This window comes from Rhizobium laguerreae, assembly GCF_019778565.1.
Classification (GTDB): Bacteria; Pseudomonadota; Alphaproteobacteria; order Rhizobiales; family Rhizobiaceae; genus Rhizobium; species Rhizobium laguerreae.
Genome location: NZ_JAAXQT010000002.1, coordinates 579,540 through 591,893 on the forward strand (window position 1 = coordinate 579,540; position 12,354 = coordinate 591,893).

General features: G+C 61.3%; 13 protein-coding genes. 3 read left to right on the forward strand and 10 right to left on the reverse strand.

Annotated features, from left to right (window positions below; all coding sequences use genetic code 11):
• Positions 1-105 precede the first annotated feature (105 nt).
• From HFO71_RS09640 to HFO71_RS09655, 4 genes are all read right to left on the reverse strand, one after another.
• Positions 106-1,029, reverse strand: a complete 924-nt coding sequence (locus HFO71_RS09640; protein WP_221969686.1) for a pirin family protein — start codon at positions 1,027-1,029, stop codon at positions 106-108.
• 136 nt (positions 1,030-1,165) lie between these two features.
• Positions 1,166-1,933 carry an SDR family NAD(P)-dependent oxidoreductase gene (locus HFO71_RS09645; protein WP_131642448.1) on the reverse strand — a complete coding sequence of 256 codons (768 nt, stop codon included), beginning with the start codon at positions 1,931-1,933 and terminating at the stop codon, positions 1,166-1,168.
• 87 nt (positions 1,934-2,020) lie between these two features.
• On the reverse strand, positions 2,021-2,272 hold the full coding sequence (locus HFO71_RS09650) for an exodeoxyribonuclease VII small subunit (protein ID WP_003545921.1): 252 nt from the start codon (positions 2,270-2,272) through the stop codon (positions 2,021-2,023).
• 2 nt (positions 2,273-2,274) lie between these two features.
• A complete protein-coding gene (locus HFO71_RS09655; protein WP_017959231.1) occupies positions 2,275-3,210 on the reverse strand; it encodes a histone deacetylase family protein in 936 nt (311 codons plus the stop codon).
• Positions 3,211-3,495: 285 nt separating this feature from the next.
• On the opposite strand from HFO71_RS09655, the gene HFO71_RS09660 reads away from it, so the two are divergent.
• The gene (locus HFO71_RS09660; RefSeq protein ID WP_024321263.1) at positions 3,496-3,897 is read left to right on the forward strand and encodes an acyl-CoA thioesterase; all 402 of its coding nucleotides are present in this window, start codon (positions 3,496-3,498) and stop codon (positions 3,895-3,897) included.
• Between the two features lie 36 nt (positions 3,898-3,933).
• On the opposite strand, the gene HFO71_RS09665 is transcribed toward HFO71_RS09660, so the two are convergent.
• The 6 genes from HFO71_RS09665 to HFO71_RS09690 are packed head-to-tail and all read right to left on the reverse strand — an operon-like array spanning position 3,934 to position 10,001.
• On the reverse strand, positions 3,934-4,605 hold the full coding sequence (locus tag HFO71_RS09665) for a flavin reductase family protein (protein ID WP_221969682.1): 672 nt from the start codon (positions 4,603-4,605) through the stop codon (positions 3,934-3,936).
• 1 nt (position 4,606) lies between these two features.
• A complete protein-coding gene (locus HFO71_RS09670; protein ID WP_221969680.1) occupies positions 4,607-6,031 on the reverse strand; it encodes a M24 family metallopeptidase in 1,425 nt (474 codons plus the stop codon).
• Between the two features lie 37 nt (positions 6,032-6,068).
• Positions 6,069-6,890 (reverse strand): ABC transporter permease, encoded by an 822-nt coding sequence (locus HFO71_RS09675; RefSeq protein ID WP_131642451.1) that lies wholly within the window; start codon positions 6,888-6,890, stop codon positions 6,069-6,071.
• A complete protein-coding gene (locus tag HFO71_RS09680) occupies positions 6,883-7,710 on the reverse strand; it encodes an ABC transporter permease (protein WP_221987921.1) in 828 nt (275 codons plus the stop codon). Before HFO71_RS09680 ends, HFO71_RS09675 begins: the two co-directional genes overlap by 8 nt.
• Positions 7,711-7,719: 9 nt before the next feature.
• The gene (locus HFO71_RS09685; RefSeq protein WP_221969674.1) at positions 7,720-8,769 is read right to left on the reverse strand and encodes an extracellular solute-binding protein; all 1,050 of its coding nucleotides are present in this window, start codon (positions 8,767-8,769) and stop codon (positions 7,720-7,722) included.
• A complete protein-coding gene (locus HFO71_RS09690) occupies positions 8,766-10,001 on the reverse strand; it encodes an ABC transporter ATP-binding protein (protein ID WP_131642453.1) in 1,236 nt (411 codons plus the stop codon). The genes HFO71_RS09685 and HFO71_RS09690 overlap by 4 nt, the downstream gene beginning before the upstream one ends.
• 502 nt (positions 10,002-10,503) lie before the next feature.
• Here HFO71_RS09690 and HFO71_RS09695 point away from each other — a divergent pair.
• Positions 10,504-11,436 carry an ABC transporter substrate-binding protein gene (locus tag HFO71_RS09695; protein ID WP_131661480.1) on the forward strand — a complete coding sequence of 311 codons (933 nt, stop codon included), beginning with the start codon at positions 10,504-10,506 and terminating at the stop codon, positions 11,434-11,436.
• Between the two features lie 5 nt (positions 11,437-11,441).
• On the forward strand, positions 11,442-12,314 hold the full coding sequence (locus HFO71_RS09700) for an amino acid ABC transporter permease (protein ID WP_131642455.1): 873 nt from the start codon (positions 11,442-11,444) through the stop codon (positions 12,312-12,314).
• The last annotated feature ends 40 nt before the right edge of the window (positions 12,315-12,354 follow it).

Genomic DNA, 12,354 nt, shown 5'->3' on the forward strand with positions numbered 1-12,354 from the left:
CAAGTGCATTTCAGGAACCGAAGCTTTTCACCTTAGAGCATGGTGTCGAAAAGTGTGAACGGTTTTCGGAGTATACCCTGGTCTATTTCTCTCATTTCGTGGCGCTCAGCCCTCCGGCAACGGCACGAATTCCTCTTCGTCACCGGGCACGATATCGAAGCGGCCGCTGCGCCATTCTTCCTTGGCCTGTTCGATCCGCTCCTTCGAGGAGGAGACGAAATTCCACCAGATATAACGTTTCGAATTGAGCGCCGCACCGCCGAAGAGCATCAGATGACAGCCATCGCGACTGGCTTCCAGCGTGATCGCATCGCCCGGCCGAAAGACCAGCAACTGGTCGGCGGCAAAACGGTCGCCTGATATGACGACCTCGCCCGAGAGCACATAGACGGCGCGCTCTTCATGAGCCGAGCCGAAGGGAAATTTGGCGCCCGCCTGCAGGTCGAGATCGACATAGAGCGTGTCGGAGAAAACACCGACCGGCGATGTCATGCCTTCGAATGAGCCGATCACCACACGCCCGCGTACGCCTGCCATCTCGATCAGCGGCATGGCGGATTTTTCCGTATGGGCGAAGGCAGGATCGATCTCTTCCTTGTCGTCGGGCAGCGCCAGCCAGGTCTGCAGCCCCGACATCAGCAGCGGATGGCCGCGCAGATTGTCGGGCGTGCGCTCGGAATGGACGATGCCGCGGCCGGCCGTCATCAGGTTGATATCGCCGGGACGGATGACCTTTTCGGTGCCGAGGCTGTCGCGATGGCGGATCTCGCCGTCGAACAGATAAGTGACCGTCGACAGCCCGATATGCGGATGCGGCTTGACGTCGAGCGCCTCATCCGGCTTCAGGATCGCCGGCCCCATGCGGTCGAAGAAGATGAACGGCCCGACGAGCCGCCGCTGCCTGCTGGGCAGCGCGCGGCGCACCTGAAAACCGCCGATATCGCTGGTGCGCGGGATGATCAGGCTCTCGATCGCGTCGCAGGCGAAGGCATCGCCGGGCAGGGGATCTTTACCGGGAAAGAAGGACATTGGAATCTCCGATCGCTACAGTGCCGAGCGTCATCGCCCACAGATAGCGCCTGGAGCGCCGCGCGTCCAATCGGACGCGCTTAGACGCTCCAACACTTGAAAGCGTGCCGCGCGTCCAATCAGGCGTGCGTCGGGCTCAGATCGCGGTAAAACCATTGTCGACGAAGAGATGGGCGCCATTGACGAAGCTCGATTCGTCGCTGGCAAGATAAAGCGCGGCCCGCGCCACGTCTTCGGGCTCGCCGATCCGCCCCTGCTGGGCGGCAATGGCGGCATCCGAAACATCGACACCGAGAGCCTGCAGGTCGGCAACCTCGCGCAGGCCATGCGGCGTGCGAATGAAGCCGGGGCAGACGGCGTTGCAACGGATGTTGCGGTCACGGAACTCCACCGCGATGGCGCGGGCAAACATATGCACCGCCCCTTTGGTCGTGTCGTAAAGCACTTCCATCGGCGTGGCGGCGACCGCCGAGATCGACGAGGTGCAGACGATCGACCCGCCGCCGCTTTCAATCATCTTCGGCAGCACGGCCTTGGTCATCAGGAACATCGAGCGCACATTGACCGCGTGCAGCCAGTCCCATTCCTCGACGGTCGTTTCGAGGAAAGGCTTGATGACGATCGTGCCGGCATGGTTGAAGAGCACGGTCACTGCGCCGTAGCGTTCTTCGACGCCGGCGACGGCGGCATTAACGGCTGCTTCGTCCGAGACATCGGCAGTCCAGCAATCGGCCTCGCCGCCGGCATCACGGATCTGCTTCACGGTCTCGGCGGCTGCATCGCCATTGCGGTCGATGATCGCAACGCGCGCGCCTTCCGCCGCAAAAAGCTTCGAGGCGGCGCCGCCCATGCCGGTCGCGCCGCCCGAGATAATGGCGACCTTGCCCTTCAACCTGTCCGTCATTCCGATGTCCACTCACTGTTTTGCAAGGGGATGATAGATCGGCCCGAAGCCGATAGCCAAGCGCATTCAAAAGGGAGGTTTGCTGTCTCAGGCGCCGTCCAGCGGCTCGACGCCCTGCGGCTTGCCGGCGCGATCGAGCCGGATCTTCTCGATGCGGTTCTCGGCGGCCGAAAGCAGCGTTTCGCAATGTTTCTTCAGCGCTTCGCCGCGCTCGTAGATCTCGATCGACTCATCCAGCGCCACATCGCCGCGTTCCAGCCGGGCGACGATGCTTTCGAGTTCGGCGACCGCCTTTTCGAAGGAAAGGCCGGATACCTCCGGCTTGGCGCTGTCAGTCATTCTCAACCCTTCATCATTCTCAGAATATGCATGCCCGCCGATTCGGCGAGTCCCTCGAGATCATAACCGCCTTCGAGCAGGCTGACGACCCGGTTCTTCGCGTGCCGGTCCGCCAGTTCCAGCACGCGCCCGGTCGCCCAGTCGAAATCCTCGCCGGTCAGATTGATCTGCGCTAAGGGATCGCGGTGATGCGCGTCGAAGCCGGCGGAGATGATGATGAGATCCGGCCGGAAATCGTCAAGGGCGGGCAGCACGCGCGATTTGAACGCCTCGCGAAAGTGGTCGCTGCCGACATTCGGCGACAGCGGCGCATTGACGATGGTGTTGTGCTTGCCCTTCTCGTCCTTGGCGCCGGTGCCGGGATAGAGCGGCATCTGATGCGTCGAGCAGAACAGCACCGAAGGATCGTCCCAGAAGATATCCTGCGTGCCGTTGCCGTGGTGCACGTCCCAGTCGACGATGGCGATGCGCTCGGCGCCATGCGTCTTTTGCGCATGCCGGGCGGCGATCGCCGCATTGTTGAAGAAGCAGAAGCCCATCGCCGTCATCTTTTCGGCATGGTGCCCCGGCGGGCGGGCGGCGACGAAGACATTGTCGGCCCGGCCGGTAAAGACATCGTCCACCGCCGCCATCGCCCCGCCAATGCCGGTCAGCGCCGCCTGCAGGCTCTTGCTGCTGGCATAGGTATCGGCTTCGATCTGGTTGATCTCACCCTCTTCCTCGGGAATCTCCCGCATGACGGCGGTCAGATGCTCCTCCGGATGCGCAAGCAGCACCGCATCCTCATTCGCCTGCGGCGCCTGCCGGCGCTCCAGCCGCTCGAAATTCGGATGTTCCAGCGCAACATTGATGGCGCGGATCCTGTCCGATCGCTCCGGATGGCCGGCGGGCGTGACATGTTCCAGGAAGATCGGGTGTTCATAAAGACGGGTGCTCATGAAGACACTCTATCGGTCGCTTATGTCATGTGCCACAGCAGATGGGGCGTTGCCTGGGGATTTCAACAAGCGCTCTTGCGGCGCCTTCCGACCGTTCGCCTATCACACTGTCTCGTTTGCGCCGTTCCCGTCGATCAGGTCCAATTGCAACGGCCCGCACCTTTCCGGTACGTGGAGGACACTGTAACACTTTGAACTATTGCGTAATTTTATCCTTAAGCCGGTTCCGGTATAAGCAATTATGAAGTAGTGTTGCCATGGGAACTCTGTAGGGCAGATTTGTTGATGAGTCAGTCGAAACGTCCTGATGTGGCGGAAATACGCGTGCCGTTTCGCGATGTCGATATGACCGGCCGGATGTTTCTGGCATCCTATATTTCCTATGCCGAGTCCGTGCTTGCGAGCTTCTGGTCCTCACGGCCCGATGTCGACGACGAACCCGTCTATAGCCCCAGCAAGGTTTCCTGCTTTCTCCACCGCCCGCTCCACTACGACGAGCCGGCAACCTTCACCGCCACCGTCGACAAGATCGGCGTGCGCTCTATCGGCTTCCTCATCTCGATCGAGACGGGCGAGGAGCGCGCCGCCGAGGTGGAAATCATCTGGCAGGCCCACGCCCCCGAAGACGAATCGCCGGCTCCGTTGCCGGAGGAGACGCGCGATTGGCTTTATCGGTTTTTGAATTAGGACCACGGCGCGTGATCGGCCTGAGCTCAAGCCCGGCTATGCGCTGACCGGCTCCGAAACGCTCTTTCGCGAACGCCACTCCTCCTTGGTCTGCGTCTTGATGTCGAACTGGTCGCGCGTCCTTGCGTAGGTATGGCCGCCCATTCGTCCGACGGCGTCCATCAGTTGCTGGTCGATATGCAGGTTCGTCGGATCGACCGCATCACTTCTGACATAGACGCCGAGGACTTCGCCAAGGATGATTTCGCGGGCCGGGCCAACCTGCAGGGTCGTGTGGCGGCGGCATTCGAGTGCTGCGGGTGCTGCCAGGATGCGCGGGCTTCTGACCATCTGTCCCGGCGCCGTTGCCAGTCCGGCTTCGGAGAGTTCGTCGACCTCGGGTCCGAACTTGATGGCGCAGACCTCCATCTGGTCGACGAGGGCGTCATCGCAGATATGGACCGTGAACTCGCCGGTTTCGCGGATGTTGCGGGCGGTATCCTTGAAGCGCATGTCGGCATAATTCTCGACGCCGATGGCGACGATCGCCGGGTCGTGGGTGAGGACGTTGAAGAAGCTGAACGGGCCGGCATTCGGCAGGCCCTCCTTGCTCAGGGTGGTGACTAGCGCAATCGGGCGCGGGATGACCGTGCCGATGAGGATCTTGTAACGCTCGCGCTCGGTCAGCTTGGCGAAATCGAAATGCGTGTGTTGTTTATTGTTGGTCATGTCAGGCCTCGGCAGCGACGCGGTGGGTTTCAAGCGGGGTATGGCGGCTGAGGTTCTCGAAACCGTCCTTAGTCACGACATACATGTCGCCGATATTGCAGCCGGCCGACAGCGGCTCCAGCCACTGCGTGTGCAGCACGAAGACCATGCCCTCCTCCATCCTGTCGTAATTATGCGAGGAGATGTTGAAGCTGTTCTGGCCGCCAGCCATGCCGACCGAATGGCCGAGGTTCGGATTGTGCGGTCCGTGCGTTGCCGGATAGACATGCATGAGCTTGCGGCCCTGCGCCTCCCAGTCGATGTCCTTGACATACTGATGGGGGATCAGGCGTGCGCCGCCGTCTTCCATTGGCGACCAGTTGTAGGGCATGGTGCGCGCCTCGCGTGAGGTCAGCATGCCGCGCTCGATCATAGGTTCGAAGGCGGCATTGTTGACGTCGCGCATCAATGCGCCGGGCTTGATCAGCTTTTCGGCCCGCTTGACGCCTTCGGTGCAGGCGGCAAGCACCTCCTCCTGACGGCTGGTGATATCGCCGACAGCGATCATGCGGGCGGTCTGGGCCGTGTAGCCGCGACAGGTGACGTTGGAAATATAGAGGTTGATGAGGTCGCCGGGCCGGACGATGTGGCCATAGGGTTTGCCGCAATGGGTGCCGAATTCGTTGATGCCGATCTGGTAACCGTCGCCCGTCTCGCCGCCGAGCGCCATCTGCGCATAGGTGAAGGCAGCCAGGATTTCATGGTCGGTGACGCCTGACTTCGCCACATGATAGGCGGCCTGCGTGCCGATGCTGATCAGTTGGGCGGCAGCGCGAAACATCTCGATCTCGGGCAGTGAGCGGACCTTCTGCATGCGGTCGAGAATGGCGTTGTCAGCCACGAACTTGCTCTTCGGCAGCAGTTCGTCGAGCGCTGACCAGAAGGTCAGCGACGTGCGGTCGCCGATCCTGCCGATCTGGGCCTTGGCGAGGCCTAGGCTGGCGAGAACCTCGGCGCATTTCTCGGCGGTCTTGATAACGGAATCGCCGGGGCGGTCGGCATATTCGCGGCCGATCGGGCCGATCTGCCAGATTTCGTCGACGAGCACTGGCTCGCCGCCCGGCGGCAGCAGGACGGATTGGGTGAAGAAGGAGAGAAGCACCATCGCCTTGTCGGCATCAGTCGGAATGATCAGCACGCCTTCGCGCATCCAGTCGCAGATGTAGCGCAGATAGGCATTCGAGGCGTGGAACCAGCCGACGCTGCCGGCATGAACGATCAGCGCGTCATGACCGGCTTCGACCGCCTGACGGCGAATTCTGCGAAGGCGATCCTCGAACTCTTCGACAGGAAGCGGCAGCGGGGCGGAGAAATCGAAATCCGGCTGGAAATCGGCCAGCAGCGATCCCATCCGGTAGCCGCCTGCGTTTGTCGCGCGCATGTTCATGAGTTTGTTCCTTCTAATAGGTCAAATGGCGGATCGTTCAGGCCTGCCGCGGCGGCGCAAGAACGCGCCGGGCAACCAGCAGTCCCAGCAGCGTCACGGCGATCAGAATTCCGGAGATTGCCGCGACGCGCACATCGAGCGATTCCTCGATCAGCGCGAACATGCGCAGCGGCAAGACGGTCGTTCGGGCATCGGCGAGGAAAAGCGATACCGACACGTTATCGAGCGACTGGATGAAGACGAGGAATGCGCCGGCCAGGATGCCGGGCATCAGCAGCGGCAGGGTGACGCGCCGCAGCGTCATGAACCAGCTCGCGCCCATCGTCGTCGATGCCTCGGCAAGCGAGGGATTGAGACCCTGGGCGACGACGGAGGCGGCGCGGTACATCAGCGGCCCGAAGACGACGACATGACCTGATACGGTCAGCCAGAGCGACGGCTTGAAGCCGATGAAATTGGCGACGATCAGGGCGGCAAGGCCGTAGACCAGGCTCGGCAGGACGAGCGGGGCGAGCAGCAAGGGCTCGATGGTGCCGGCGGTGCTGCGCCTCATGCGCGTCATGCCGATGGTTGCCGGAACCGCAAAGATCAGCGATCCGAGGACGGCAAGGCCGGCAATCTTCAGCGAATTCCAGGCGGCGATATGTTCGGTTGCCGAGCGAACGGGATCGAGCAGCGCCGCATACCACCTGAGCGAAAAGCCCTGCGGCGGATATTTCAATGTCTGCCCCGAGGTGAACGACATCGTCAGCGCAATCACGATGGGTGCGACCAGATAGATGACGCAGAGCCCGCCGAAACCGTAGACGAATGCCTTGTAGAGCATGACGGGAATGGGATTTTCGCGACGATCAGGCATGACCGACCAACCTCCTGTGACGGGACATCATGGTAAGGGCGACCAGCAGGCAGCCGGTGGAGAGCAGCAGGACGACGGCGATGGCCGAGGCCAGCGGCCAGTCGAACAACGTGCCGACTTCGCGGTAGATCAGCTGCGGAACATAGACGTTGCGCGCGCCGCCGATGACGGCCTGGGTGACGAAGGAGCTGCTGGTGCTGGCAAAGACCAGGATCCAGCCCGCCAGCAGGCCCGGCAGCATCAGCGGCAGAAGCACGGTGACAAAGATGCGCCAGGGGCCGGCGCCGGAAACCTGGGCCGCTTCCGTCAGTTGCACCGGCGTGCGCGACAGGATCGCGATCAGCGGCAGGATGATCAACGGCAGGTCGATCTGGCACATGGCTATGACCAGGCCGAGTTCGGTAAACAGCAGGCTGGTCGGCATTCCCGTCAGGCCGAGCCCGACCAGCGCTTCGCTGATCGGCCCCTGGCGTCCGAGGATGACGATCCAGGCGAAGGTGCGCACGACATTGCTGGTCAGCATCGGAATGAGCGTCAGGAAAATCAGCACCTGCCGAAGGTTTCGGCCGCCGTGCCAGTAGAGGAGTGCGATTGGCACGCCGAGCAAGGTCGTGCCGATGACGGTTTCGAGCCCGAGCCTTGCGGTATTGACGAGGACGCGGAAATTGAACGCGTCGCCGAAGAAGCGGACATAATGTTCGATGGTCGCTCCGCCAGGGCCGGCGAAGCTGAAACCGACGAGGACGGCGAGCGGCGTCGCAAAGAACGCCACGGAAAGCAACAGCATCGGCAGGACGTATGGGAAGCCGCTCGCCTTCATCACATCACCTCAACCGGCAACGAGCGCGTCGAACTGGCGGATCCAGCCGTCGCGGTTCTTGTTGATCGCGACCCAGTCCGGATAGACCATGGTCTTGATCTGATCGCGGGTGACATAGGCTTCGATGCCCGGCGTCAGCGCCACGTCCTTGTTGGTCGGGAACATCTCGGTCGGCGGCTCCTTGAGCTGGTCCTGGGCGGCCTTGGAGATGGCTGCATCCATATAGGCATAGGCCGCGTCGAGATTGGCCGTGCCCTTGGTCAGGTGGATATTGACCGGGGCTGCCGGCGAGCCGGTTTCGGGTTGGACGAACTCGGCGTTGAGGCCGAGGCTCTTCAGGCGGGCGACATTGCCGGTCGAGCACATGAAAACGGCGATTTCACCCTGCTGGAACAGCGTCATCTGATGGTTGGTGCTGTCGACCACGCCCTTCAGATGCTCCGGATGATCCTTGAACAGCTTGAAGACGGCGTCCATGTCGTTGGGGCCGGAACCGAAGATCTTGGCGATCTCGGTATAGGCCATGACGGCGGTGTTCGAGGCAAAGCCGGTCCAGGAAACCTTGCCGCTATAGGCCGGGTTTTCGAAGAGATCGCGATAGCCCTTCGGCTTCGGAACGAGATCGGGATTGTAGGCGATGCCGTTGACTTCGATGGTCACGGTCGGGCCGTATTCGCCCTGGAAGGCTGGGTCGAGCATGCCCCAGTTCTTGAGCTTGCTCGGATCGATCTTCTGGATGAGATCCTTTTCGATGGCGACGGCCATCTGGCCAGGCGACATCAGCAGCGTGTCATAGGGCGGGTTGCCGGGGCTCGCCATGATCTTGGCAAGCTGGTCCTGCGCCATCGCCGGGGCAATTGTCAGGTCATAGCCCGCATCCTTGACCATCGGCGTCAGCACTGTGCGGTAGGCGTCTTCCCAGCTGCCCGGGAAAGTGGCGGCAACGGCTCCGCCACCGGCAGCGCGGGCGGCGAATGGAAGCATGGCCGATGCGGCAACACCAGCCGCCAGGAAACCGAACCCACGACGGGTAATCTGAAAGTCCTTCATCTCGTTCACCTCTGTTGAATTGTTTCTTCACTCATGATTTCCGGTTCGCCCGGAAAGGCGTGACACCTTGCAGTGTCGATCTCGGCAAATAGCTGCGTTCCCGGTTCGGGAATGAATGTGGTGGGGCCTCTGACCTCGGAGGCGCGCAGGCCTGTGCCGTCTTCCAGAACAAGGTCATGGACGAGCGACGGGCCGAGCGGCACGGAAACCGTCATGCGAACCGGCAGGGTGCTCTCGCCCGGCTGAGTCGACAGGCGAACCTCTTCCGGCCGGAAGGTGATCGTCACCTTCGAGCCGAGGGTGAAATTCAACCGGCGCGGCAGGAGTAGGGTCCGGTCATTGGCAAGGCCGATCAGCGTGCTCTCGGCATCGAGCCGCAGCGCCGTTCCGTTGAGAAGGTTTGCCTGGCCGATGAAGGTGTTGACGAAAAGCGTCTTCGGGCGATCGTAGACGGTCATCGGCGTGTCGATCTGCTCGACATTGCCCTTGTTCATCAGCACCAGGCGGTTCGCCAGGCTCTGGGCCTCCTCCTGATCATGCGTGACGATCAGCGTCGTGATGCCGAGCGTCTTCTGCAGGTGAAGCAGTTCCACCTGCAGATCGAAACGCAGGGCGCGGTCGAGCGCGCCGAAGGGTTCGTCTAGAAGCAGAAGGGAGGGGCGCCCGGCGATGGCGCGGGCGACGGCGACGCGCTGCTGCTGTCCGCCGGAGAGTTCCCGCGGCAGGCGGTTGCCATAATCCTTGAGCCTGACGAGCGACAGCATCTCCTCGACGCGCGCCTTGCGCTGAGTGCGAGGAAGCTTCTGGCAGGCGAGCGGATAGGCGATGTTTTCTGCGACCGTCAGATGCGGAAACAAAGCATAGTTCTGGAAGACCATGCCGACGCCGCGTGAGCGGGCCGAGACATCGGCCAAGTCTTTCTCCCCGAGCACAATCCTGCCGGTCTTCGGCTGGATCAGCCCGGCAATGGCGCGCAGCACGGTCGACTTGCCGCAGCCGCTCGGCCCGAGCAGGGCAACGATCTCGCCGGCCTCGATATCGAAGGCCACGTCGCTGATCGCATTCTGGCCACCATAGCTGTGTGTGAGGCCCTGAACGCTGAGCCGTTTGCGTTCAGCCGTATTCGGTATGCCTGGCATAGGGCCTCCCTGGTTCTGGGTCGAGGTCACGGATTGCTGCGCGGTCTCCGGCACAAGTCGGAGATGCGGTCCGGCGAGAAATTTTGCGTCGAGCTTGTTCATGAGAAACGAATTGCAAGCGGCGTGCCAGTTTTGCCGCGCGTCGTTGATGAAAGTGCCAAGTCTATGAAAATAAATCGATATTTCTGACTTATAAAGTTTCGAAACTTTGTAATAATAATAACGAAATTTTAAATTCGCATTTACTTTTGTGTAAATTTTCGCCAGCGTCGTATATTAAATGGGCATCGGATAGAAGTAGCAACGGCCCCTGAGCCGGGATCAAGCGCCGAAAAGTGCGGGTTTTGGCCTCTGAATCGGTGATTTTGGGTCTTGGGGGCGAATGAGGCGGTCAAAAACGATGCGGCGGGGCCTGGGAGAGTAAAAATTGTGCATTGTGCGTTCGAAACTTTATGCGAATTCTATTGCGAAACTCTATCCGAAATATCGTCATAAACAAAAATCATATTAATATCAAGTATTTATTGACAAATAGCTGCAAGTGGCACGGCGATTGCATGGATGATCCCGAGAATTCACCGATACAAAAATGACAGGGGATCACATGATGCGCATCCAGAAAATCTTGAAGGCCGGAGTTGCCGGAGCGATGGTCACTTTGATCGCGGCCTCTGCTTACGCTGCCGGAGGTGCCGCCGAGAAGATGACGGCCGATGCCGATGTCGCCAAGCTCTCCGGTGTCGTCCTCACGCAGAAACTGGCCGACGGGCTGCCACCCTCCATCAAGTCATCGGGCGTGCTGAAGGTCGCGACCGACCTGACGCCGCCGATCAGCTTTCATGGCGAAGACGGCAAGCTGATCGGCATCGATGCCGATATCGCTGCCGCACTCGGCGTCATCCTGGGTGTCGATGTTGAGATGACCGATGTCGGCGCGGGTGCCGCAATCGTGCCCTCCATATTGGCGAAGCGCTTCGACATCTCGATCTCGGGCATCAACGACGATCCGGAGCTGGAAAAGCAGGTCGACGTCATCGACTATATGTATGACGCGACGACGATCATGACGATCAAGGGCAATCCTCTCGCCATCAAGGGCCTGGAGGATCTGTGCGGCAAGAAGGTCGCCGTTCCCGTCGGCACCTTCCAGGCGAAAATGGTCGAGGCGGCATCGGCCAAATGCGCGACGCCGGTCAAAATCATGTCGATCCCGAAAATGCCGGATGTGCTGCAGGCCGTCCGCACGGGGAGAGCTGACGCCACGGTCAACGGTTACGCCACCAGCGTCTACACGACCGAGCACCAGACCGGAAACGGCAAGGGCCTGCAGGCGCTGCCGGATATCCGCCTTGCCGTCGGGTATCTCGGCATGCTGACCGCCAAGGACAATCCGCAGCTGCGCGACAGCGTCGTTGCCGCCTTGCAGCAGATGGTGGACTCCGGCGCCTATGAGACCATCATGAAGAAGTGGAGCCTCGGACCGCTGGCCGTGAAGACCGTCAAGGTCAACGATGCTGCCAGCATGCCTGCGGATTGACGCCGATGGCCCTGTTTCAAGCGTCACCCATATCGCTCTCGCTTGCGCCATCGGTCGGAAGACCGATGCGTTGGGGCCAGATCGCAACCGGTGCCATCGCGATTTCAGCGCTGGCCTTCTTCGCGCTCATCGTCGGGCAGAGCCAGAGCATCCAGTGGTCGGAGATCCCCCGCTATCTGGTGGATCCTTCGATCCTGCGCGGCGTGCTGCTGACGCTTGAACTGACGGCAGGCGCCATGGTGTTCGGCATCGTGCTCGGATGCCTGCTGGCGCTGATGGCGACGAGCCAGAACCTGGTTCTCAAGGTGATCGCCGCCGGCTTCGTCTGGTGGTTTCGCGGCGTGCCGCTGATTGTCCAGATCTTTTTCTGGTTCAATATCGCCCTCTTCATCCCGCAGGTCGGGATGGGAAGCTTCACCATTTCGATCAACGATCTGGTGACGCCGGCCCTGGCCGGCTTCCTCGCACTCGGACTGCACGAAGCCGCGAACATGTCGGAGATCATCCGCGGCGGCCTGGTCGCGGTCGATCGCGGCCAGCGCGAAGCGGCAACGGCGCTCGGGCTGAAAAAGACACAGACTTTTCTCACCGTCATCATGCCCCAGGCCACGCGTATCATCGTGCCGCCGACGGGGAACCAGGCCATCGGCATGCTGAAGGCCAGTGCCATCGTCTCGGTCATCGGCATGCAGGATCTGCTGACGCAGGCCCAGGCGATCTACGCCCGGAACTTCCTCGTCATCGAACTGCTGTTCGTCGCCTCGATCTGGTACCTCGCCATCACGAGCGTCGCATCCATAGGCCAGCACTATCTCGAAAAGAGCCTCGTTCCGAAAGGCCGGACAGCAGAGAAGCCTCGCGCTCCCGGACGGGCGTGATCGCGGATCCATCGACGTGAATTGAGATCAACAACGAAGG